At 71.1% G+C, this 23,322-nt stretch carries 14 protein-coding genes; 5 read left to right on the forward strand and 9 right to left on the reverse strand.

Annotated elements, in window-relative coordinates; genetic code table 11:
- Positions 1-2 precede the first annotated feature (2 nt).
- The 5 genes from IF29_RS0119515 to IF29_RS0119535 form a co-directional block, all read right to left on the reverse strand.
- Complete coding sequence (locus tag IF29_RS0119515; protein ID WP_030256458.1) at positions 3-1,157, reverse strand: acyl-CoA dehydrogenase family protein; 1,155 nt, start codon at positions 1,155-1,157, stop codon at positions 3-5.
- Positions 1,150-3,219, reverse strand: coding sequence for an acetate--CoA ligase family protein (locus tag IF29_RS0119520; RefSeq protein WP_037595836.1), 2,070 nt, complete (start codon positions 3,217-3,219; stop codon positions 1,150-1,152). Before IF29_RS0119520 ends, IF29_RS0119515 begins: the two co-directional genes overlap by 8 nt.
- A gap of 271 nt (positions 3,220-3,490) precedes the next feature.
- A complete protein-coding gene (locus IF29_RS0119525) occupies positions 3,491-4,105 on the reverse strand; it encodes a TetR/AcrR family transcriptional regulator (RefSeq protein WP_030256463.1) in 615 nt (204 codons plus the stop codon).
- A gap of 94 nt (positions 4,106-4,199) precedes the next feature.
- Positions 4,200-5,096, reverse strand: coding sequence for a TetR/AcrR family transcriptional regulator (locus IF29_RS0119530; RefSeq protein ID WP_051725525.1), 897 nt, complete (start codon positions 5,094-5,096; stop codon positions 4,200-4,202).
- Positions 5,080-6,537: a flavin monoamine oxidase family protein gene (locus IF29_RS0119535; protein ID WP_051725526.1), complete on the reverse strand. Its 1,458-nt coding sequence runs from the start codon at positions 6,535-6,537 to the stop codon at positions 5,080-5,082. The genes IF29_RS0119530 and IF29_RS0119535 overlap by 17 nt, the downstream gene beginning before the upstream one ends.
- Before the next feature lie 144 nt (positions 6,538-6,681).
- On the opposite strand from IF29_RS0119535, the gene IF29_RS0119540 reads away from it, so the two are divergent.
- On the forward strand, positions 6,682-8,283 hold the full coding sequence (locus tag IF29_RS0119540; protein WP_084714581.1) for an APC family permease: 1,602 nt from the start codon (positions 6,682-6,684) through the stop codon (positions 8,281-8,283).
- A complete protein-coding gene (locus IF29_RS48540) occupies positions 8,280-8,405 on the forward strand; it encodes a hypothetical protein (RefSeq protein WP_269665013.1) in 126 nt (41 codons plus the stop codon). The genes IF29_RS0119540 and IF29_RS48540 overlap by 4 nt, the downstream gene beginning before the upstream one ends.
- Positions 8,406-9,038: 633 nt before the next feature.
- Here IF29_RS48540 and IF29_RS0119545 read toward each other — a convergent pair.
- A complete protein-coding gene (locus IF29_RS0119545; RefSeq protein WP_051725527.1) occupies positions 9,039-12,986 on the reverse strand; it encodes an nSTAND1 domain-containing NTPase in 3,948 nt (1,315 codons plus the stop codon).
- A 228-nt stretch (positions 12,987-13,214) separates the two neighbouring features.
- Here IF29_RS0119545 and IF29_RS43710 point away from each other — a divergent pair, with 228 nt between their 5' ends.
- The 3 genes from IF29_RS43710 to IF29_RS0119560 are packed head-to-tail and all read left to right on the forward strand — an operon-like array spanning position 13,215 to position 17,846.
- Positions 13,215-14,273: a macro domain-containing protein gene (locus IF29_RS43710; RefSeq protein ID WP_051725528.1), complete on the forward strand. Its 1,059-nt coding sequence runs from the start codon at positions 13,215-13,217 to the stop codon at positions 14,271-14,273.
- 34 nt (positions 14,274-14,307) lie between these two features.
- Positions 14,308-15,894 carry a hypothetical protein gene (locus IF29_RS0119555; RefSeq protein ID WP_157623828.1) on the forward strand — a complete coding sequence of 529 codons (1,587 nt, stop codon included), beginning with the start codon at positions 14,308-14,310 and terminating at the stop codon, positions 15,892-15,894.
- A 2-nt stretch (positions 15,895-15,896) separates the two neighbouring features.
- Positions 15,897-17,846 (forward strand): SIR2 family protein, encoded by a 1,950-nt coding sequence (locus IF29_RS0119560; RefSeq protein WP_030256481.1) that lies wholly within the window; start codon positions 15,897-15,899, stop codon positions 17,844-17,846.
- Between the two features lie 236 nt (positions 17,847-18,082).
- On the opposite strand, the gene IF29_RS0119565 is transcribed toward IF29_RS0119560, so the two are convergent.
- The 3 genes from IF29_RS0119565 to IF29_RS42175 are packed head-to-tail and all read right to left on the reverse strand — an operon-like array spanning position 18,083 to position 23,258.
- Positions 18,083-19,825 carry an ATP-binding protein gene (locus IF29_RS0119565; RefSeq protein ID WP_030256483.1) on the reverse strand — a complete coding sequence of 581 codons (1,743 nt, stop codon included), beginning with the start codon at positions 19,823-19,825 and terminating at the stop codon, positions 18,083-18,085.
- The gene (locus IF29_RS43715; RefSeq protein ID WP_030256485.1) at positions 19,822-20,742 is read right to left on the reverse strand and encodes a hypothetical protein; all 921 of its coding nucleotides are present in this window, start codon (positions 20,740-20,742) and stop codon (positions 19,822-19,824) included. The genes IF29_RS0119565 and IF29_RS43715 overlap by 4 nt, the downstream gene beginning before the upstream one ends.
- The gene (locus IF29_RS42175) at positions 20,739-23,258 is read right to left on the reverse strand and encodes a WD40 repeat domain-containing protein (protein WP_030256488.1); all 2,520 of its coding nucleotides are present in this window, start codon (positions 23,256-23,258) and stop codon (positions 20,739-20,741) included. Before IF29_RS42175 ends, IF29_RS43715 begins: the two co-directional genes overlap by 4 nt.
- Between the last annotated feature and the right edge of the window lie 64 nt (positions 23,259-23,322).

Raw genomic sequence — 23,322 nt, forward strand, 5'->3', positions numbered from 1 at the left:
TTTCAGAGACTGCGTGAGATGACCAGGCGCATGATGTCCGAGGTGCCTTCCTCGATCTCCTCGAGTTTGGCGTCGCGCATCCACTGCTCGACCGGGTACTCGCGGGAGTAGCCCCAGCCGCCGAGGGTCTGGACCGCGCCCCAGGTGCAGAACATGGCCGTCTCGGAGGCCTGCAGCTTGGCCATGGCCGCGAGACCGGTCACGGTGGCGCCGGCGTCGATCTGCCGGGCGGCGTGCAGCGTGAGCAGCCAGGCGGACTGGATCCGGGTGGCCATGTCGGCCAGCCGGAAGGCCACCGCCTGGTGCTCGATGATCGGCTTGCCGAACTGGCTGCGCTGGCGAGCGTAGTCGCGCGCGTACTCGTACGCCGCGCGGGCGGCGCCGGTGGCCGCGGCAGCGAGCACGACGCGGGAGATGTCGAACGTCTTCATCAGGCCGTGGAACCCGCGGCCCTCGTCGCCGAGCCGCTGGTCCTCCGGCACGAAGGCGCGGTCGAAGAAGATCTCGCGGCACACGATGGCCCGCTGGCCCATCTTCCGCATCGGCTCGCCGAAGGTCATCCCGGGCGTGTTCCGGTCCAGCAGGAACGCGGTCACGCCGTCGGAGCGCCGGGACGGGTCGGTCTTGGCGAAGACGACGTACTGGTCGGCCAGGCCCGCGTTGGAGATCCACGCCTTCTGGCCGGTGAGTTCGTATCCTCCCGCGGTCCTGACCGCGGTGGTGGAGATAGATGCGGCGTCGGAGCCCGATCCGGGCTCGGTGGTGGCCAGCGCGGTGTGCAGCGGCGTCGGCCCAGTGAGCGGGCGCAGCCAGCGCTCCTTCTGCTCCGCGGTGCCCAACTCGATGACCGGATCGGCGAAGAAGCCGTTGGAGCACAGGAAGTTGCCGATGCCCGGGTCGCCCCAGCACAGCTGTTCCTGCACCAGGCACTGGGTCAGCACGTCGGTCAGCCCGCCGCCGCCGTACTCCTCGGGGAGCATGAAGTCGGTGATGCCCGCTTTCGCGGCGGAGCGGAAGATGTCCACCGGGGGCTCGATGTCGGCCTCGTCCACCTCGCGTCCGCGGGGGCGGATCTCGTGCTCGGCGAACTGCCGGCACAGCGCGAGGATGTCGCGCTGCTCGTCGGTCAGCGGCCACGGTTCGGTGGTCTCAGGCATGGTTCTCCCCATTCGTGGTTGGCTCGTCGTTCGTTGCAGGCTCGTGCAGGATCAGTGCGTCGACGGCGAGTACTCCGCCGACGCCGACCCGGAGCGGGTTGATCTCCAGGTCGGTGAGGTGCGGGTTGGCCGCGATGGCCTCGGACACCGCGACCACGGCGTCGACGAGCGCGTCGGTGTGCACCGGCGGTCTCCCGCGCCAGCCCCGCAGCAGTGCGCGTGAACGCAGCCCGTCGACCATGGCGGCGGCGACCGGCCGGTCCACCGGCGCCAGTTCGACCCGGACGTCACGCCACAGCTCGGCTTCGACGCCGCCGAGGCCCACGGCGACCGTCGGCCCGAAGCAGGGGTCGTGCCGGGCGCCGATCAGCATCTCGACCACGTCGGCGCGGGTGTCCTGTTCCTCCAGGACGTACTCCCCCGGGCCGAGCCGTTCGTGCATCTCGGCGAAGGCCGCGGTGCCTTCCGCGGGCCCCGTCAGCCCGGTCCTGATGCCGCCGTGCTCGCTCTTGTGCTCCAGCCAGCCGGCTTTGAGCACCAGCGGAGCGCGCAGCGTGCGGAACGCCGCGCTGACTTCGGCCCCGTCGCGGACCCGCACCGCGTCAGGTACCGGGATGCCGAGGTCACACAGTGCCTCCCGTGCGCCCCAGTAGCCGGTGACCGATCGCAGTTCGGGGCCGGCCGTGGCCTTCGGGTCCCGTCCGGTCGCCGCCCTCAGTGCGGCGGCTCCGGCGAGGGCGCCGAGGGCCGGTGTGATCTCCGGGTAGGTGGGGATGCGGTGCTGCCCCATGCGCGCCACTGCCGCGGAGGTCCCGCTCATGCTGTGCACCACCAGGGGCACCGGTCCGCTCGCGGCCAGGCGTCCCAGGCGGTCGACGACGGCGAGTTCGGCGTCGGCGATCGACGGGGTGTCCTCGCCGTAGCAGCCGAGGTAGCCGGTGAGCAGGACGGCATCGACTTCGGTGGAGGCGGCCACCGCCTCCGCCACGGCGGCGTAGACCCCGAGGTCGGCCTCACCGGCTCCGGCCAGGTCGACCGGGTTGGCCACGGCTGCGGCCTCGGGCAGCAACTCCCGTAGTCTGCACTGCAGTTCGGGCGAGAACTGCGGGACTCCGAGACCGGTCCGGGCGGCCACGTCGGCGGCGACACCGCCCTGTCCGCCGCTGTCGCCGACGACTGCCACTCGGCGTCCCCGCGGCGCCGCGGCCGAGGACAGGTACGTTGCGATGGCGACGGCCTCCTGCGGGGTGGCGACCCGCAATGCGCCGGCGACCCGGCAGGCGGCGTCGACCACGTCGAGGGCGGAGGTCAGCGAACCGGTGTGGGAGCGGGCCAGCCGTCGGCTCGCCTCGCTCGCACCAGTGCTGAGCACCAGGGTGTGCTTGCCGGCCCGGCGCAGGGCGCGCAGTGCGGCGACGATCCGCGGGCCCTCGGTGAAGGCCTCCAGGTACAGCACCGCCGTCGTGGTCCGCTCGTCCTCGGCCAGTGACTCCAGCAACTCCACTGCACCGACGGTCAGTTGGTTGCCCACCGAGTAGAACCGGGAGACTCCGAGGCCCGCCCGCGCGGCGAGGGTGGCGATCTCCATACCGAGCTGGCCGCTCTGGGAGACAATCGCGAGCGACCCGGGGGTGAAGGTCCCCCAGGCCAGCTGCAGTTCGGTGGAGGAGTCGTACAGGCCGAGGCTGTTGGGTCCGAGCAGGTGCGCTCCGGCGGCCTTGAGCAGCTGCGCGAGCCTCTGCTCCTGTCGGCCGGTGAGTCCGGCGGTGATCGCCAGGAACGCCTGGCATCCCAGGGCCAGTGCCTCCTCGACGGTGGGTTCCACCTGATCGGCGGGCACGGAGAGCACCACGAGTTCGGGGGCGGCGGGCAGTTCGCCGAGCGAGGCGAAGGCGCGCTCGCCGAACAACGGCCGTGCGCTCCGGTTCACCAGCCAGACGTCTCGGCGTCCGGCGCCCCGCAGCGCTCCGTCGGCGAGCCAGTAGCCCCACTTCGCGCGGTCCTCACTGGCCCCGACGACGGCGACCGAGGCTGGATCGACGAACGCGTTGGGCACGGTCATGGGCGTCCTCCGGTTCCCCGGCACGAGTGTGCCCGGCAAGGCTCGGATAGTTGACTGATGCGTCAGTTATACATTTCGATTCCAGTGCGGGCAAGACCTCGGGATGCGCGGAGCACGCCGGTGATCCGGCATAGCGGGTGTTCAGGCAGGGTTTTCAGGCAGTCGGCCGGAGGGGGCGGGGCCGCACGGCAGCGCCGTCGGGCCGACGCCCCGTCAACAGTGCTTCCTCATCCAGCCTTTGCCGCCGGCGCCCCGCGCCGGCCGACCTGGATCAGTGCCGGGCGTGACCGGGCGCGAGCGCGAGGAAGTCGTAGATGAACTGCTGCAAGGTGCTGCTCATCCGCTCGACCGGCATGTCCTTGGAGCCGGCCAGTACCTGCGTCGCCAGGCCGTCGATCATGCCGATCAGCATGTCGGCCAGTACCCCGGGGTCGCCGTCACGGACCGAACCGCGGTCCTGGCCCCTCGCGATCAGCTCGGTGACCAGGCCGCGCCACTCGGCGTAGAGCGATTCGTTGATCGCCCGGTACTCGTCGTTCCTGGTGGCCTCGGCCCACAGCTGCGCCCAGACCCGCCATGCGGTCAGTGCCTCAGGGCGGCGCGGCAGGTAGGAGTCGACGAGCTCGCGCAGGGTGGGCAGCGGTTCGTCGCCGGCGTCCAGCAGCCGTCGGCGCCGCTCCAGCGAACGCCGGTAGTTGAACTCGAAGGCCGCGACCAGGACCGCGTGCTTGCCCTCGAAGTAGTAGTGGATCGTCCCGGAGCTGACGCCGGCCCGCCGGGCCAGGTCGGACAGCCTCAGGTCCTGCATGCCGACCTCGCTGAGTTCGTCGCAGGCCGCACGGAGGATCTGCTCGCGTCGCTCGGCCTCCACGTTGGGACGCGGCACCTGACCTCCCCTCATCCTCGGCGGAGCACCATCCTACGACCGGCTGGAGGCCCCGCCCGGGAGGCACCGGCACCGGGCACCGCCGGTGCCCGGCTCAGCCGAGGTCGAGGTGCGGTTCGAAGGCCCGCCGCAGCAGCGAGCGCATCCGGTCCGGCGTCATGTCGGTGGACCCGGCCAGGATCTGGATCGCCAGACCGTCGACCATCGCGGTGAACCGGTCGGCGAGCGCCTCGATGTCGGCCTCCGGCGCCAGCCCCTCGTCCCGGCACTCGCGGAGCAGCTCGACCACGAGCCTGCGCCAGTCCGAGTAGGTCCGGCGCTGGGCCGGGCGCAGGCTCGGCTCGAGCATCGCCTGGCTCCAGAACTGGATCCACACCGACCACTCGTCGACGTCCGCGGTGGTGAGCGTGAGCTGCACCTCGATGAGCCGGAGCACCTTGTCCCGGGCGGAGCTGGCCCCCTCGAACTCCGCGCGCAGGCGCTCGTGCAGACGCTGGGCGTAGTGGTCCAGCGCGGCGTGCAGCACCGCTTCCTTGGTCGGGAAGTGGTAGTGCACCGTTCCGGTGCTGGTGCCACAGCGCTCCGCGATGTCCGACACCCGCACGTTGTGGAAGCCACGGCGGGCGATGAGCTCGGTGGCGGCCTCCAGGATCTGGCTCCTCCGCTCCTGGGTGCTCAGCGGCTGGGCCCTGGCGCCCGCCTCGTCCCCGGGGCCGAGCGGCGGAGTCCGGCCCACCCCGGACACCAGGTACTGCACCGACACCCCGCCGGCCTTGGCGATGGCGGCAATCTCCTGCTGCTGCAGTCGCCGGGTGCCCCGCAGTGCCTTGGACAGCGCCGTGGGATCCATGCCGATCCGGCGCGCGAGCTCGCGCTGGGACAGCCGTGCGGAACGCAGGACGACGCGTACCCGGTCGGTCAGGTCCGAGGCGGCGGGGCGGTCGGGGGCGTCGGGTGGTGCGGTCGGGGACCGCTCATCGGTGCTGCTCATGACGAGAGCTCATTATGCCTGGTGCCGCAGGCCCGGGGGCGGCTACCGCCCGCGCCGCGAGGGCCTCGGCGACCTCGGCAGCGGCCCGCTCCCCGGACGAGACGGCCCCGTCGATGTAGCCGTTCCACACCGATGCGGTCTCGGTACCCGCCCAGTGGAGCCTCCCGACCGGTTCCCGCCAGCCCTGCCTGCCGTGGCCGGTCCAGCCACCGGGCGTCACGAAGCACTCGTAGCCGCCGGTCGTCCACTCCTGCTGCGGCCAGACCTTCTCGGTGTAGTCGTCCGGCTCCGCGGCCTCCGGGCCGGCGGCCGCGACCAGGGCGGCGAGCACCGAGGCGCGCCGCGCGTCCGGATCCAGTGCGGCCCACCGGGTGAGCCGGTCGCCGTAGACGAACGCCACCAGGACGCCGTGCCGCCCGTCCTCGGGCGAGTTGTCGAAGACCACGCCGACCGGGTGGTCGCCGTAGAGCGTCGCGATCCCGGAGCTCCCGGCCGCGCGCCAGAAGGGTCGCCGGTAGACGGCGTGCACCTTGGCCACCCGGCCCATCGGCGAGTGGCCGATCCAGCCCCTGCGGGCAGCGGGCAGCACCGGGTCGAAGGCGATCCGGTGCACCGCCGTCGGCGGCACCGCCAGCACCGCCCGCTCCGCCCTGACCAGGCCGCGGTCCGTGCTGAGCTCGACGCCCGCGGCGCACTGCCTGATCGCCCGCACCGGAACGCCGAGCCGGACCCGGTCCCCCAGCGCGGCCGCCACCGCCCGCGCCGGACCGTCCGCCCCTTCGGTGAAACGGCTGTCCTGAGCGCAGTCGCGGGTCTCCATCAGCTGTTCGTACCCGCCGGCCGAGGCGATGTAGAACAGCACGTGGAACAGCGAGATCTCGCTCGGCTCGGCGCACCACACGCCCTGCACCGCGAGCGCCAGGCGGCGCAGCGCGTCCTCGTCGCCGGTCTCGCTGCGGAAGAAGCCCTCGGCGGAATGACCGTCGAACTCCGCGAACCGCGGGGTCTGCCACGGACTGTCCACGTCGACGGTGCCGGCGAGTCGGTCCAGCAGCGCGGTGATCCGCTCGTACTCCGGGATGCCGGGGCCGGTGGCGGGCGCCGCGCCTGCGTAGCCGACGCGGGTGCCGTCGTGCCAGACCTCCAGGTGCCGGCCCGTCTCCCAGGTGGGGAACGTCGCGCAGCCGAACCGGGCGGCCAGCGCACGCAGCCGGTGCTGGGTCGGTCCGACCCACTGACCGCCGTGGTCGACGCGCACGCCGGACGGGCGCAGTTCGCTGAGCGTCCGGCCGCCGACGCGGTCGGAGGCCTCCAGGACGACCGTGTCCACGCCTGCGTCGGTCAGCTCCAGAGCCGCGGTCAAGCCTGCGTATCCCGCACCGACGACGGCCACCCGGGTTTCCACGACGGGACGTTCACGTTGTTCCATGCCGACGACCATTGCGCAACATTGATTGGCCAGTCAAGGTCCAGAAATAATTGCGATGGATCTCTTGACAGCGCGACCCGCCGGGATGAGGCTGACTCGCCAATCAGATGTTGCGGTCGGCATCCCCGCCCCGGGAAGCCGGGATCGGGAGTGGCCATGACCGGAAACAGCGACAAGACCGGGCCGGGACTGGCCGAAACCCTGACCTCCGGACCCGGAACCGGAACCGGAACCGAACCGTGGTCCGGCGATCTGGACTCCCCCGACGCGGACAAGGGGCTGCGCTCCGGCGCCCTCTCCATGGCGACCAGCCTGATCCTCGCGGTGGCCTCGGCGGCACCGGCCTACAGCCTCGCCGCCACGCTGGCGTTCATCGTCGGGTTCGTCGGCTTCCAGGCCCCGGCCGTGGTGGTGCTCGCCTTCGTGCCGATCCTCTTCGTCTCGTTCGGATACGCCGCGCTCAACCGGCGCGACCCGGACTGCGGCACCATCTTCACCTGGGCTTCCCGGAATCTCAGCCCCAGCCTCGGGTTCCTGGGCGGCTGGGCGATCATCGCGTCCTTCGTCCTGGTCGTCGGCAGCCTCGCGCAGGTGGCCGGACAGTATGTGTTCCTGCTGGTGGGAGCCGCCGGCATCGGCTCCGACCCGGGCAGCACCTGGGTGATGCTGGCCGGGCTGGGATGGCTCGCGCTGATGACCGTCCTCTGCTACCGCGGCATCGAGATCGCCGCAGCCGTCCAACGGGCCCTGCTCTTCCTCGAGTTCAGCATGCTGGTGGTGCTGTCGGTGGTCGCGCTGGTCCGGGTGTACGGCGGCACCGCGCCGGCCGGGGCGCACCGGCCGCAGCTGTCCTGGCTCAACCCGTTCGCCGTGGGGTCGGTCGGGGACTTCATCAGCGCCCTGGTGCTCATGCTCTTCATCTACTGGGGCTGGGAGACCGCGATCACCGTGAACGAGGAGACCGCCGACCGGCACCGCACCCCGGGCCGGGCCGCGACCTGGTCGACGGTGCTGCTCGTGGTGGTCTACCTCGCCGCCACCTTCGCCGTGGTGTCGTTCGCGGGCATCGGGGACACCGGCATCGGGCTGAACAACCCCGGCAACTCCGGTGACGTCTTCTACGCCCTCGGCACGGCCGTGTTCGGCGCGAGCGGCTTCGGCTCCGTGCTGTGGCACCTGCTCATCCTGATGGTCCTCACCTCGGCCGCCGCCTCCACCGAGACCACCGTGCTGACCCTGAGCAGGACGGTGCTGTCCATGGGCGCCCAGGGCGCGCTGCCCCGCGCCCTGGCCCGGGTGCACCCGAAGTACCGCATTCCGCATGTGGGCACGGTCGCCGTGGGCGTCGCCGGCGGAGCGGTCTACGTCGCGATGAACCTCCTCGGCCACGAACTGGTCATCGGCGACGCGGTCTCCGCCTGCGGCGTCATGATCGCCTTCTACTACGGACTCACCGGACTCACCTCCGCGTGGGTCCACCGCACCCAGTGGCGCACCGGTCCGGCGGACCTGTGGCTGCGCACCGTCCTGCCCGCCATCGGCGGCGCCGTCCTCATCGCGGCCGGAGCATGGAGCCTGGTCCACGCCTGGGACCCGGCCAACAGCAACACCAGCTGGACCCCGTCCTTCGCCCCGGACCTGCACATCGGCGGAACCTTCGTCATCGGCGTGGCGTCCATCCTCGTCGGCCTGCTCGCACTCCTGGTCTGCCGCCGCCGCTACCCGGCCTTCTTCACCCCCTCGAAGGCCACCCGATGAACCCGGTCGACACCGCCGCGCCCCATCGCACCGTCGCCCACCGCACCGTCGCCCGGCGCGGCTGCGACCGGCGTCAGCAGGCGCATCCGCCGTCAGCTCTGGTCCCCTCATCGGTGCGGTGAGCGAGGGCGGCTTGAGCGCCAGGTCGCGAAGAGGATCAAGATACGAGCGCCAGTCCGGCACCGGACACCTTCCCGATACCCCTGAGCTGGCCTTTCGCTACGGCTGTCCGGCCGCTCCGGTAGGACTTCGCTGCCGTGGACCGCTCCGCTGAACAGGATCACCGCCGAACTCCACGACAGCGGGCACCGGGTCAACCACAGGAAGGTCGCCCGACTGATACGCGAGAAGGACATCGCCGACCTGCGGCTACGGCGACGCCAGCGCGCCACCACTCGCGACCGGGCCACCTCCAAGGCCCCTGGCCTGCTGCGACCCGCCACGTCGGTGACATCACTTACCTCCCCGTCGGCGGCCTCGCGCCGGCTGGGCGATGGCTTACCACATGCGCGGCGGCCTGGTCGTCCAGGCTCTGCACGCAGCCGAGCGAACCAGGGGCAGGCTGGCCGGAGCGACGATGCACGCCGACCACGGAGCCCAGTACAGCAGCCGCAGCTACACCGACGCCTGCCGCCGAGCCGGAGGGGTCCATGGGCACCGGTCGGCAGCAGCATGGACAACGCCGCAGCCGAGAGCTGGAACGCGACCCTTAAAAGCGAGACCCTCCAAGGCCGCGCCGTCTGGCCCAGCGACAGTCAGCTACCGCACACCGCCTCGTACGAGTTGTCTTGGATGTACTGATGCCATTCGGCCCGGGTGAGCGACGACCCTGTCAATGCGCATACCTGCTTGCCCACGGCGGCCGGGTCGGTGGCCCAGAGCCGCACTGCCCGGTCCGCGCCGCCCGCTGCCAGTGTGCGGCCGTCCGGACTGAAGGCGACGGCGTACACGTGGTCGGTGGGGCCGGTGAGGGTCGCCAGCACAACCGGGGTGGAGGGGCGAGAGACATCCCAGAGCCAGGTGGTGTGGTCGGTACTCCCTGCAGCAAGAGTCCGGCCGTCGGGGCTGAAGGCAATGGCGTACACGTAGTTGTCGGGGCCGGTCAGGGGAGGACCAAGGGGGCGCGGCTGGGCCCGTCGGGCAAGGTCCCACAGCCGGACCTTCTTGTCAGCGCTGCCCGCGGCCAGTGTCCGTCCGTCGGGGCTGAAGGCGACCGAGTAGAAAGTGTCGTCGGCGGTGATCGGCCTGCCGAGGGCGCTCGGCGCGGCGCGGTTGGTCAAGTCCCACAGCCGAACGGTCCTGTCCGCGCTTCCTGCGGCCAGGGTGCGGCCGTCCGGGCTGAAGGCTACGGAGAATACATAGCTCTGCGGCCCAGTCAGGGGCTTACCGAGGGGGCGCGGCCGGGTGACGTCGCTGACATCCCATAAGCGTACGGTCCCGTCATCGTTGCCGGTGGCGAGGGTGTGGCCGTCTCGACTGTAGGCCACCGACTCCACGTAGCCAGACGCCGGCCCGACGAGCGGCGGCCCCAGGGAGACCGGGCGGGCGGGGTCAGTGATGTTCCACAGCCGCAAACGACTGTCGGTGGACCCCACGGCGAGGGTAGTGCCGTCAGGACTGAAGGCCACGGCGGCGGCGTTGGCGCCCGGCATGCCGAGGGAGGGGCCCACTGGTTGACGCGTGGTCACGTCCCAGAGTTGGAGCCGGTCGGCGGCGACCGCCAGCAGGTGCCCGTCGGGGCTGAAGGCGACCCCGTTGACAACGCCGGTGGCGGCCAGCACCGGGCTCGGGAGGTGCCACAGCCGGGTCTCGGCGTCGGCGTCGCCGGTGACCAGCGTCGTGCTGTCCCTCCAGGCCAGGGAGGTCACCGGGCCGGGGTGCGGCAGCGTAGCGGTCACCCGGCCGGTGTCCACGTCCCACAGTCGCACCAGGTCATCGCTGCCCCCGGCGGCCAGTGTGCGACCGTCGGGGCTGAAGGCGACCGCGTTGACCCAACTCGTCGCTCCGGTCAGTGCCTTTCCGGCTGCCGGGCGGCCAGCGCCGGTGATGTTCCAGAGCCACACGCTCCCGTTCCGGTCGGCCTCCGCCAACGTGCGCCCGCCGGGCCCGAACGCCAGCGCGTCCACGACCCCGGTCGGACCGGCGAGTGGCTTGCCGAGAGCACGCGGCGTATCGGGGCGGCTCAGGTCCCACAGTCGTACGGTCCTATCGGCGCTGCCAGCCGCCAGGGTACGGCCGTCCGGGCTGAAAGCCACCGCTTCCACGTAGTCGGCGGCGCCGCGTAGCGGATTGATCATGGTTGGCCGCTCCCGGTCGCTGACGTCCCACAGTCGTACGGTGTTGTCGGCGCTTCCAGCGGCGAGGGTGCGACCGTCCGGGCTGAAAGCCAGCGAGTAGATGGTGTTGCCGGAGCCAGTCAGAGGCTTGCCCAGGGCGCGCGGGGCAGCCGGGTGGGTGAGGTCCCACAGCCATACGGTTCGGTCGGCGCCTGCCGCCGCGAGGGTTCGGCCATCCGAGCTGAGGGCCACTGCGAACACGGCCGTTCCGAACATCGCATCGCCGGATGCCGTTGTCTTCGTTCTGAACGCCGTCAGAAGCTTCCCCAGCAGCCGGGGCCGGGCTGCCTGGGTGGCGTCCCAGAGCCAGACGGTTCCGTCGGCGCACCCGGCCGCCAGCACATGCGTACGGGGATCGATCGCTAGGGTCTGCACCGCACCATTCGGGCCCAGTAGTCGCGTGGCCGAGGGCGTTGCGGAGGAGTCGAGCAGGCTGGATCGGGCCTGCGGGGTGGGCGAGATCCGATAGGCGGCCAGTGAGAGCTGCGCGGCCAGTGCCACATCACCGCTGCGTGCGTGGTCAGCCTCGATTGCGACCTCACGGGAGACTGCCAGGGCCTGCTGGTAATGGGCTGCCGCGCTCTGCTCGCGCGCATTCTCGCTCTCCTTGAACGCGTACACCGCTAGGCTCCCGGCGACCATCGCCAGCACGGTCAGGGCGGCCACCAGCCCTTTGAGTACGAGCGTGCGGCGGCGTACGGACAGTTTCTCCTGCTGGTCGTGCTGGATCCCGGCGTCGAGGAATTCCCGCTCCAGCCGGTTGAGGTCGAGCTGGTGCGAGGGGTCCGTCGCCCAGTCCCGGAACATTGCCAGCGGGCCGCCGCGCGGTAGCGCGTGCAGGTCACGGCCCGCGTCATGCCAGGTCTGGGCTGCCTCGGTGAGGCGGCGGTGGACGCGGATGCCGGTGCGGTCGGCGTCGATCCAGGCCCGTAAGCGGGGCCAGGCGATCAGCAGGGCTTCATGGGTCAGTTCCAGGGTGTCCGCGTGCGCGGTGATCAGCCGCTGATCGATAAAGCGATCGACGATATCGGCCAGTTCGTCCCCGGCGCCGGGCGCCAGGACCTCGCTGCGCCACACCCGGCGGCGAGTATCGGCGGAATCCTCGGAGACCCGGACCAGCCGCAGGAACAAACGGCGCGTCAGATCCAGCTGTTCAGAAGTGAGTTCCGAGCAGATTGCCTCGGCGGTGTGCGCGACCGCTCCGGCGATGCCGCCGCTGTCCCGGTAGTCGGATACTGTCAGTCGGCGATCGCGGCTGCGTCGGAAGGTGGCCAACAGCGCGTGCGACAGCAACGGTAGGGCGCCGGCCTCATGGGCGACATCGGCCGCATTGGCGGTGTCAACGGCCTCCCGCGCGGCGCCGCCGGTCGGCGGGGCCAACTCGCTCAATACCAGCTCCACCAGCCCGTCAGGCAGGGTGAGCCCGGCCTTGAGAGCGGGCTCGGCGATGGCCCGCCGCAGCTCCGCCCGGGCCATCGGGCCGACCACCACTTGCGCGTCCTGCAGGGTGGCGGCCAGCGGCGGATACCGCAGCGCATCAGCGTAGAAGTCGGCCCGCAGGCCCAGCACGACCTGCGCCCGACCGCCAGCTAGCGCACACAGGGCGGTCACGAACGCCTGGCGCTCGGCCTCGTCCAGACAGGTCGTGAAGGTCTCCTCGAACTGGTCCACCACCAGCACGAGAGGCTCCCGGACGAGACTGGGCCGACCTTCGGGATCCGTGCTCAGCGCGGCGACCGTCCTCGCCACCGTCGCCGGGGCGTCCATCGCGAGCCGGGCGGCGAGATCAGTCAGCGGATGCGGGCCCGGGGTGAGTAACTCGACCCGGCGGCCCTCGTCCAGCAGCGTCGGGACCAGCCCTGCCCGCAGAAGCGAGGATTTGCCGGACCCGGAGGGGCCCACTGCCACGATCAGGGCCTGCCCGGCCGCTTCCCGCTCGGCGAGTCTGCGGCGAAGCAGGGCCGTCAGTTCCTCCCGGCCGAAGAACCACTCGCTGTGCTCCGGCTCGAAGCTGGCCAGTCCCCGGTACGGGGCCGCCCCGACGGTCCGTCCCCGGCGCGGGCGCACCCGGATCAGCGCCTCCGTCCACTCCCGTACCGCCTCCGGGTCCGTCACGCCGCAGGCCGCCAGTAGATGCGGAAGCAGATTCACCGATGGCAGGTGGGCACCCCCGAAGTAGCCGCCGATCGTGGCGTCCCGCGCGTCAAGGGACCTGGCCACGGCACGTACGGTCAGCCCGGCCCGCTCCCGCAGTAGCGTCAGTTGGATTGCGAAGTCCCGGCGTTCGCTGATCGCGGCGGGCCCCTCACCCGGCCCCTGACCGTCCCCGTATTCCTGCCGGGCGGCGTACGTCGGCTCCTCGGCCATGTGGTCCCCCTGTTCCCCGCGCCCCGGGGTCCCCGCGCCCGCCCCGGGAGTCGTACGGCCTTGTACGGCTCAACGGACACTGTCCGGCTTTGTACGGATCCCAGACAACCGGTTCCGCGAGACGGGTTGTGTCGATTTGCTAACGGCACATGCATTGCGTACCTGCCGTCCTGTTACACCCCGGATACGCCCGAATACACCCCACTTCGGTCTGAACCAGGAGCTGTTGTGACCGAGCCTGCGATCAACCCCGTCGCGCTGTGCACTGCCGCGGCGCTGCTCGTGCTTGGGCTGGGCATGATCCTCCTCGGCGTACGTGCCGCGGGGGCCGGTCAGCGGCCGGTGGTGCTCGTGGCGGCCTGGCTCTGCGTGGCGTTGGCGGTCGACTTGGTCATCTTCGGGTTCTTCCCCGAGGACCGGGTGGATGGAGAGGCATTCGGATTCCGGCTGGGCGGTGCGGCGGCGCTGTTCCTGGTGGTTTGGCTGGTGTGCTTCCGGGTGCACCGGCAGGCGCTCGCGCTGGAGCAGCCCGCAGCCATGCTGCGGCAGAGCCAAGAGGAAGCGGCTGCGCTGCGAGAGCGGCTGGCCGCGCTCACGGCGGAGCGCCGGCCTACTCGTCTGGCGACGAACCAGCGGCTGCGGCATCCGCTCGTTGCCGATCCTGGCCGCGAGATCGGGATCATCACCGGGGATCTGAGGGACATCGACTTCGTCGACGTCTGGGTCAATTCCGAGAACACAGACTTTCAGATGTCCCGCTTCCACGAGAGCTCGGTGTCCGGGCTGATCCGCTACGAAGGTGCCCGCCGCGACGCCAGCGGCAGGGTCGTGGAGGACTGTATAGCCGACGAACTGGCCGCCCGGGTGAGGGGCCGCACCCCGGTCATGCCGGGCACTGCGATCGTGACCGGCCCCGGGAAACTCGGCGGGCGCAACCGGGTCCGCCGCATCATCCACGTGGCCTCCGTACAGGGCGAACCGGGCAACGGCTACCGGCAGGTGCGTAGCGTCGCCCGCTGCGTCAGCAACGCCCTGGCGCTTGCCGAGGCCGAGCCGACGGACGGCGGCCCGCCCTGCCAGTCCATCGTCTTCCCATTGCTGGGGGCTGGCGAGGCCCACGCCGACCCGGCCACAACCGCCCTGACCCTGCTGACCGCCGCCTACGAGTACCTGTCAGCCGACCGCCCCGTCGCGATCCGAGCCATCCACTTCCTCGCCTTTACCGACGCCGAGTTGGCCGCGTGCCGCTACGCGGCCGAGCAGTTGCCGGGCCTCAAGACCTCGTGAACCTCGTGACATCCGACTCCTTGGGAGCAGCATCATGGTGATGACCTCTACCTCACGGAATCTTCCCGACCGGGCCTACGTGACCGGATCCGACCCGCGGCCGTGGTGGCTGAGGTTGGGCGAAGAGCGGGTGATTGTGAACACCGGATGCCCGGAGCCGGACTGCGACCCTGCTCGCCTCCGTCCGTACGACGTGTACTGCCCAAACCATGACCGGCCGCTGCCGTTCGCTGTTCCCGACGACCCAAAGCCGCGCCGTGGCCGCCAGATCGCGGTCAACCTGCTGCGAGCGGCCGTCTGCGGCGCCTTCAGTCTCACCGCCCAGACCGCCGACGGGCTACCCATCGCCGTGCTGTCCGCGCTGACCGGGGCAGCGGTGCTGGGGCTGCCCCTGCGCCATTACCCCGTGGGACGCGCGGTCGCCTTGGCTATCTGGACCACGGTGTGCGCCCTAACCACCGTAGCCGCGCTCACTGGCCCGCCGGTGCACCAGGTGCTCGGCACAGTGGTCCTGGCCGTGGTGGTCCTAGCCTGGCTCGGCCGCTTCGGCGGCACCGCCGGCCGGGCCGCCGACAGGCGTGCCAGGACCAGCCGCATGGGACCCGGCCGGTCCCGGCGCCACGCCGCCCAGCGGGCCACCGGGCCCATCGCCGCTGCGATCGTCTCAGTTCCGATGGCGCTGCTGACCGCGCTCGTTCTGGCGCACGGCCCGTCCGGATGGGTGCTGCGGCTGCCCGTCGTCCAGCGCTGGCTGTACATCGCTGCGATCGGGGGCTTTGCCGGTGCCCTGCTGGTGGCGTTGGTGGCTGGAGCGCTGGACGGCGTCGGGCTGATCCGTACCGACGTATGGCAGGCGCGCCTTCCCCACAGACCGCACCGACTGTCCTTCGCGGTTCGCGACCGCCGCTGGCGGAGCCGCCGCCCGCGTGACTTTGCCGATCGGATCACCGTGCTGCTGATGACGCTCGAATACGCCCTCGCCAGGGCGGCCGCAGGCACTTTCGCCTTCGTCCTGAACACCCTGCGACTGACCGCGCACGGGCTCGCCAAGGCCGCCGTCCACGGCTTCAACTGGCTGCTCGGGCAGTTTGTGCTGTTCCTGCGCCGGATGCGGATGTCTGTGGTGTGCGCGGCGCGAGCGATGCGCCGGGCCGGAGTCGAGTGCCTGGTTACCGGCCCGCGCACGGTCCGGATCGTGCTAGTGCCGGTGGCCGCGCTGCTGGTGGCAGGTGTGTTGCTGCGGCCGGTCGCCGACGGGACGCGCGACTATCTGACCACCGGCGGCTTCGTGGCTCTGGTGATCGCGCTGGGGGGCTCCCTCGGCTGCCTCCTGCTGTGGACCGCAGGCTGGGCCGCGCTGTCAGGGGAGCCCTTCGGCCCGGTCCGGGCCTCGGCGCGGCGGGCTGCCGAATCGGCCTTGCCCCAGGTCGTGATGCTGGCCGCCGTCGGTGGCTGGGTGGTCGGCCTGCCCGGCCTCTTCGGTTACGGGCGGATCCGCATCGGCTGGATCACGGGCGGCCTGACCCTGATCCTGCTGGCCACGTACCTGAGGCGGCGGGCGGAACCCGAAGCCCAGTCCACCATGGAATCCGGTGCCCAGGCCACGTCGGAGAGGAGCTAGGCATGGCCGTCCGGGCCGCGGATCTGCTGCTGTTCGTGGGAGCCGGCGCCTCCCGGTCCATGCCCGCTGGGCTGCCGATGTTCGACGCCATCAGAGAGACGCTCCTCGAAAAGATTGGCCTGAAGGAAGACCCCCACACCGCCGAGCTCGTCCCGGAGCCCTTCATGCTCGAACTGAGCCGCAGCCAGGTCGAGGTGGTGCCGTGGGTGCGGGAGATGCTCGGCGGCGCGGCCGAGCCCAACGCCGCACATCAGGCCCTGGCTCAGCTCGCCGCGCGGGGTGCCGCGTTGTGGACCGTCAACTTCGACACCCTGATCGAGCAGGCGAGCAGCGGCACGCTCACCGCGTGCGCCTGGCCCGCTTCACCGGCGACCGTTGCCGCGACCGGTGCAGTGATCCTCAAACCGCACGGGTCCTTGGGCGGCGAGCTGATTGTCACGGCCGAACAGGTGCTGCGCGGCCTGGATCCCGCCTGGGAGGAGCGGCTGCGCGCCGACGTGACTGGCCGCACCGTTGTCTTCCTCGGTTACAGAGGCCGAGATCTGGACTTCCAGCCGATCTGGGACGACGTTCTCGCCACGGCCAGGCGCGTCCTGTGGTTCGACCGTGCGGATCCGAAGGAGGACCGGCGCAAGCGGCAGTTGCTGCGCCGGGCAGACGACGAGGGCCGCCTGGAACTGCGCCCCCAGGTTCCGCCCCCGCCCGGAGCACCAGCTGATGGGTTGAACCCTTCCTGGGACTTCGTCCACTGGTGCCGTTCCGAAGGGCTGGCCAACCCCGATCAGGCTCTGGTGCTCCGACTCTTCGAGAAGCCGCCCGCCCCGGCTGTCCCAGAACTGATCGGGAAGGCCGACCGGGCCAAGCCCGCCGTCCAGGGCATGCTCGGCGACATCCGGGGAGCCCGGAAGAGCTACCGGGCGATGCTGTGCACCCGCGACCTGCGATATGCCGCCCGCAGCCTGGTGGTGCTGCGTCTCAACCACGGTGGCCGGTCCGTCGCCTTTGCGCTGCGCGCAGCGCGTCTCATTCCGCCGGTCGGCCGGCTTCGGCAGGCACGGCAGGCGGCCGAGTGGAAGCGACTCACCGCTCTGTCCAAGACCGGACACTACCGGGCCGTCCTACGCGGCACCGCACGGCTGCCGGACGACGCCCCCTCTACTCCGCTGATCCTGCGCTCGGCCTCCTTGCGCAGCGCGGACTCACTGGACGAGGCCGCGATGGTCGCAGCCCTGGCCGTGCACCGGGCAAGGTACTCGGAGCAGCACCCCATCCGCCTCGCGCACGCAGCGTTTCAGCGGTCTCTCGCCCTGGTGTGGGCGCAGTGCCTCGACGACGCACGGATCTGCCTGGAGGATGAACTCGCCCCGTACGGTGCCCTGGCAGCCAGCCGATGGGTGGCCTGGACCGACTTCGTGCGCGGCTGCCTGGCCGTCCGCGACGGCCAGCCATCCGCGGCGCTGGACGCCTTCGGGCGCAGCGAGCGCCGCTTCGAGGCCGAGAAGTTGGTGGACGGGGTGACCAGCGTCCTGACCGCGCGGCTGGCGGCGCTGCGCGCGCTCGGCCGGGGCGACGACTTCCGCAGCACTGTGGCGGAACTGGCCACGATCGAGCGGGCGTCGAGTCGTGATCAGCTGCGCTACGCCAGAAACCACCGCTTCACGCAAGAGGCCGTCATCCTCGAACGGGCCGAGTTCGCCCGCGTCCACGAGCAGGACCAGGACGCCGCTGCGCGCCTCTATCAGGAGGTCTCAGCGTCCCCCTACCCGCTGCATTCCGCGCAGGCAAACCTGGGTCTGGGCATGCTCGAAGCGGAGCTTGGTCGCGAGCCGGGCCACGCCTGGACTGCACTCATCACCGCATCCCGAATCGGCGCCCGGTTGCACGCGAGCCGGGCCCAGGCCCTGCTGCTCGCTCCTCCTGCCGAAAGACCGGAGGAGTTCTTCTTCTGCTGAGAGAACCGAGCCACAGTTAGTGTGCGACCTAAGTGTCGTGGTGGCTTGCTGCGAACTGCCTCCCTCGGCTGCCCCTGAGAGGTAGAGGCCGACCGCACGGGCAGACAGTCCGGCTGCGGTGGGAAGAAGTCGCGATCCCTGCGGTGTTGACCACGCGGACAAGCCCCACGGGGGCGGTCAGAGCCGAAATCGGTGACCCCTATCGACTCATCGAGCTGTGGAACGGTTCAACGCTCTCAGGTATCCCCCTCCGACAGGCCGTCACCAATCAGTTCGCGCCAGCGCTCGCGTAGGGTGGAGCGGAGAGTGTCATGGAAGAGCCGGTAGACCGTGACGTCGTCCTCGCGGTCGTTGATGAGGTAGCCGCCGAGTCGGGAGCCGAGGAGCCAGGCGATGTCCGTGTCGCCGTAAGTGCGCTCCGGGTCCCGGGCCACGGCGTTGGCCACGGCAGGCCAGATCTGGCGCCACGGCAGTCCGCGCCCGTAGGCGAAGGCGACGGCCCGCAGCAGGTGGACGGCCCGTAGCCGGTCCTGGCGTTCGGGGACGATGGCTCGCAGGTCGTCGCGGAAGACGCCGAGGACTCCGTCGCTGATGGTGGTAAGCCATCTCGGGTCGGTAGGGTCGACCGGCTGGGGGCGGTGGGCGAGCGAGGCGGCGGCGAGGCGCGTCACCAGGAAGGATCTGCCGGCGTGGGCCGCTAGAACCTGGGCGAGCGCGATCGTCGCCTCGTCCATCGCGTCGACGACCAGGGTGACCGGAGCCCGACGCTCGGCCAGCCATTCCCGGAATGCGTCGACTCCCTCGGCGGTGGGTACGGTCGGGTCGTAGGGGACGCCCAGCGCCAGGCAGATCTGCGCAAGGACCTCGTCGGCGGTTTTCCCGGTGGCGAGGACGGCCGCGTCGACAGCGCCGGGTGCCGGTCTGAGGTCGTCCGGAATCTGCGCGACCTGCTCGCCGTGCTGCGCGAGGAACATGCGGTCGCTGAGGGTCACCAGCCGGGCGAGGACCGCCGACTTCCCGCTGCCGGCGCATCCGGTCACCAGTACGGTCTCGGCGGGACCCCGTATAGCGGCGATCAGGTGGCGCATCAGGTCGTAGCGGCCGGTGAAGAGCCAGCCGGGATCGCTGCCGCGGCCGACCCCACGCGCCCGGGGATCCCAGTAGCCGGCCACCAGATCCTCCTTGGCGACCGCCAGGTCACGGCGTTCACGCTCCAACCGCACCTGCGCGTTGGCGCGGTAGTGCGGGTTCGGCAGGCCCGGATGCGGTCCGGACCGCTGGCTGCCGGGGAGTGGGATCAGTCGCTGGCCGGGGCCGAGCCGCTCCTCCACGGCGTCGAGGAAGTCGGTGACGTTCACCAGGGGGTCCAGGCCGAACTGCTGGCCGACGGGGCTGCTGAGGTCCCGCAGGAACGCCGCGATCGCAGTGGTGAGGGCTCCCGTGACGGCCTGCTCATTCTTGGTGGCGCTGGGCAGCACCAGCCAGGTCCTGGGGATCTCCCGGCTGAACGCCGCGGTCTCCAGGATGGTGTGCCCTGCGTAGCACAGGTCCAGTACGAGGAAGAGGTGCTGGACGTCGCTCTCGCCGAGCCAGCCCACCAGGTCCGCGGTGCGCAGCGCCGTCGACTGGAGCCGGTCGGCCTCGGTGGCTTGCAGGATGGTCCAGTGGCTGCCGTCCCTGGTGGTGCCGTGCCCGGTAACGAAGACCACGGCCGCGTCGCCGGCGCGCCAACGTGATTGCGGGGGCGGGTTCTTCAAGGCGGCGCGGATCGCGTCTTCAGTCGGGTTGTCGGCCAGTTCTGGGATCTCGTCGTCGAACCGGCGCGGGCCCAGCCCCGGCGCGCAGAGCCACTCGCGCAGGACCTTGACTTCGTCCTCGACCCCGCTCAGCGGCTCCCAGGTGGGATCGTCGTACGTGGACGTGGCGATCGCCACGAAGTGGCGCCGCAGCACGCCGTGGTCCGCGGGCTCTCGGGTCATACGTCCGCCAGTCCGGGGAGGGCGGCCAGTACCGCCGCCCCGGTCTCCCGCTTGCCCAGGTAGCGCTCGACGGAGTGCGCGTCGCCCTGGTTGTCGACCGGCGGCCGGTCATCCACGCCCGGCCACCAACGGCCCAGGTCCCCGGCGCAGGCGACCGGGTCGCGCGGGTCGCGGATGTTGGCCCAGGTGCGGACGTTCGGTGGCAGCCCTGTGCTCGCGCCGTACTGCGGATCCGGCATCAACCTGCGCACCATCCGCAGCCCCAGCGGGGAACCCAGTGTCAGTAGCAAGTCCAAGGGGTGGTCGGGATTCTGACGCACGTACTCGAAGGCGACGACCGTTCCCAGCGAATGCCCGATAAGCGCCCGGCAGTCCTGTGGGACCGCCGCTCGGACGATCTCGTCCACCTGCGCCTTCGTCTCCGGCTCCGTGAGATACCTGCGGACCTGGCGGAGCTCGCCGAGATGCAGAACCCCGGCGCTGGGCCCGAAGCGCCGGTCCATGGCCCGCAGGACCACCTGCAGCGGGCGCGGCACTCGCGTGTGGGCCTTCGCCTCCTCCGCGCCGGCCTGGGCCAGTTCCTCGTCGGAAACCATCTCGGCCGCCGCTGCCGCGAGATCCTCAAGCTCTGCTTGGTCCAGTTGGAGCAGCCAGTCGCCCCGGTCCCCGGCCGGGCCTTTGCGGGCCGAGGCGAGGTCACCGTCCGGGAGGAAGAGGTGCCCGTAGAAGGCGAGCTCCAGCACAGGGGGTGCGACGCGGTGCCCGCAGGCGAACTCAAGGCCGTCCTGGAGCGCGGCCTGCCAGAGTGGCGCGAGCTGGCGGGGCCCCTTCTGCTGGTTGCCGACACCGTGCAAGGCAACCATGGTGCTCGGCCCGCGCGAAGGGCGCTGCTCCACCTTGTCCATCCTGTTCTTCACTCCCCCTCCATGTGCACGGACACCACCGCGAGGCCGTCGCCGCCGACCACGACCAGCAACCCGCCGTCCTCGCTCCGGGCGAGGGCCACGGCACGGGCCACCCCCGGGAGCAACAGGTGCGGGCCCACCTGTTGGTGAGTGACCAGATCCCACATCCGCACCGTGCCGTCATCGGCCGTTGACACCGCCACCGTGCGACCGTCCGGGAGGGCGCCGGCGGCGATCGCCCGCACCTTGCCGGTGTGCCCGGTGAGCGGGTCGCCGATCGCCCCTCCGGTGGCCAGGTCCCACACCCGCAGATGGAAGTCGTCTTCGCCTGCCGCGACGCCGACGCAGCGGCCGTCCGGGAGCGCCCCCGCCGCCACCGTGTGCACCCATCCACCCTCCCGAGAGTGCCTGTGTACCGGGCGGCCGCGTCCGGTGCGCACCTGAAGCTCCAGATCCAGTGCGCCGCTGCCAAACCCGCCGAAAGCGAGTAGCACGGTCCCGTCATGCCGGGTGGCGACAGCGCACTGCTGCGCTCCTGAGAAGGGCAGAGCCGACACCTGGCCGGTGGTGAGGTTGCACAGCATTGCTGTGTCCAACCCGCCTACGACGGCGACGGAACTGCCGCTGCTGAGTTTTGCGGCCACGATCGAGCGCATGTGGCGTACGCCTTCGACAAGTGGATCGCGAATCGCCCAATGCGACTCCAGGCCCCAGCCGTCGAGAACCGATACCCAGATTCCAAGCTGGTCGGTTTCGTTGATCGCCCGCTGCAACGCCAGGTCCCAGAGCCGGACAGTATTGTCCTGGCCTGCGCTGACGGCCATGACACGGCCGTGGCCCAGCGTCGTCGTCGCCACGGCAATAACCGCTTCGGTGTGGCCCTGAAGAGCCCCGATCTGCTGGCCGTCGGCCAGGTCCAGCACTCTCATCGTGGCATCGGCCCTGCCAGCCACGACGACCGCGCTGTGCCCGTCGCGGAGCACCGCTGTTGCAAGCGCCGCCACCGACACGGGATCACTGCCGGCTTCCGAGTTCGTGCCGGCGTCGTCGGCCAGATCCCACACCCGCATAGTGTGGTCATCGCTCACGCTGACGGTCACGAATCGGCCGTCCGGCAACGTCCTTGCTGCTAGAGCTCGGACCGTACCGGTGTGACCGGCCAGTGGTTCGCCGATCGCATCCATGGTGGCCAGGTCCCACAGCCGTACCCTGGATCCTGCGGCGGCAGTGACCACGATGTTGCGGCCGTCGGGCAGTACGGCCATGGCCACCGGGGCCTTCGGCTTGTAACCGTCGTCGCCGAGAACCCCGATGCCCCGCCCCGCGCGCAGGTCCCATATCCGCACTGTGCCGTCGTCGCTGGCGCTCACCGCGACGACACCGCCATCTGGGAGCACACCCGCCGCCAACCCCCGCACGGCATTGGTGTGGCCGGTGAGCGGCCTGCCCATCGGGCGACTGGTCGCCAGGTCCCACAGCCGCACTGTGCGGTCGAAGCCTGTGGTGACGGCGATGCATCTGCCGTCGGGCAGCGACACGGTGGCGATGGCGACGACCCGACCGGTGTGGCCCACGAGCGGGGCGCCGATGGCACGGCCGGTGGCCAGGTCCCAGATCCGCACTGTCTCGTCCCAGCTTCCGGTCAGGGCGACCGGCCGACCACCGGGCAGTCGCCCGACCCCTACCGCCCCGACCTTCCCGGTGTGTCCGGCGAGCGGGCCGCCGACCGCTCGCCCGGTGGCCAGGTCCCACAACCGCGCCGCGCGGTCCTCGGCCGCCGTCACCACGACACCTCGGCCGTCCGGCAACGTCCCGGTCGCCATCGAGATCACCGGGCCCGTGTGGTCCACCGGAATGCTGCCCACCGCCTGACCGCTGGTCAGGTCCCACAGCCTCACGGCACGGTCTTCCCCGGCCGTCACCGCAACCGCCCGGCCGTCCGGCAGAACACCTGCGGCCACCGAGCGCACCGGGCCGGAATGACGCCCGAGGATCTCACCACCGCCCAGTGCCCAGCGGGTCCACCGAGGCTCCCAGAACAGGGGGATCGAGGAGCCCACAGGCGGCAGTCCCGCGCACATCGACCAGAAGGCCAACGTGTTCGCGTTGAGCTGCGGGGACTCCCAGCCCCACCCGTGGGCTGCCTGCCGCCACACGTGCAGCAGACGCGCACCGCGAGTCTCCCTCGTACCAGAGGCACTGCTATCGGCAGTGGCCTGCAAACCCCGCAAGCGTCTGGCGTCGACGAAGGGCAGGAACTCGGCGGACAGGAAACGGTCGTCCAGCGCCCCGCCCGCCGCGGCGTGTTCGACCGCATGCCGCCGCACATAGGGAGGCGGGGAGACCAGGCCGCCGCCGAGGAACCGCGGCCGGGCAAAGCGCGCCAGCTCATCGGCTATCTGTGCCTCGACCTCACGGCACTCCTGCTCCGACCGGTCCGCCCCAGGGCCGGGCTCATCCCACCGCCCGCCGAACCAGGACCCCGCCGGCACCCCCGCCACCCCCACTCGCGTGAGTCCCCAGAGCATACCTCTCAAGGTCGGGTCGAGAGGGACCGCTCAGGATCGATGGAACAACATGATTGACATCATG

It is taken from the genome of Streptacidiphilus jeojiense (assembly GCF_000719095.1).
Taxonomy (GTDB): Bacteria; Actinomycetota; Actinomycetes; order Streptomycetales; family Streptomycetaceae; genus Streptacidiphilus; species Streptacidiphilus jeojiensis.

Excerpts from the sequence above, each read along its gene's own strand:
- IF29_RS0119560 (WP_030256481.1), top strand. The coding sequence starts at position 15,897 with ATGGCCGTCCGGGCCGCGGATCTGCTGCTGTTCGTGGGAGCCGGCGCC.
- IF29_RS48540 (WP_269665013.1), top strand. The coding sequence starts at position 8,280 with ATGAACCCGGTCGACACCGCCGCGCCCCATCGCACCGTCGCCCACCGC.
- IF29_RS0119535 (WP_051725526.1), bottom strand. The coding sequence starts at position 6,537 with ATGGTCGTCGGCATGGAACAACGTGAACGTCCCGTCGTGGAAACCCGG.
- IF29_RS42175 (WP_030256488.1), bottom strand. The coding sequence starts at position 23,258 with ATGCTCTGGGGACTCACGCGAGTGGGGGTGGCGGGGGTGCCGGCGGGG.
- IF29_RS0119530 (WP_051725525.1), bottom strand. The coding sequence starts at position 5,096 with ATGAGCAGCACCGATGAGCGGTCCCCGACCGCACCACCCGACGCCCCC.
- IF29_RS0119565 (WP_030256483.1), bottom strand. The coding sequence starts at position 19,825 with ATGACCCGAGAGCCCGCGGACCACGGCGTGCTGCGGCGCCACTTCGTG.
- IF29_RS0119515 (WP_030256458.1), bottom strand. The coding sequence starts at position 1,157 with ATGCCTGAGACCACCGAACCGTGGCCGCTGACCGACGAGCAGCGCGAC.
- IF29_RS0119545 (WP_051725527.1), bottom strand. The coding sequence starts at position 12,986 with ATGGCCGAGGAGCCGACGTACGCCGCCCGGCAGGAATACGGGGACGGT.
- IF29_RS0119520 (WP_037595836.1), bottom strand. The coding sequence starts at position 3,219 with ATGACCGTGCCCAACGCGTTCGTCGATCCAGCCTCGGTCGCCGTCGTC.
- IF29_RS0119540 (WP_084714581.1), top strand. The coding sequence starts at position 6,682 with ATGACCGGAAACAGCGACAAGACCGGGCCGGGACTGGCCGAAACCCTG.
- IF29_RS0119555 (WP_157623828.1), top strand. The coding sequence starts at position 14,308 with ATGGTGATGACCTCTACCTCACGGAATCTTCCCGACCGGGCCTACGTG.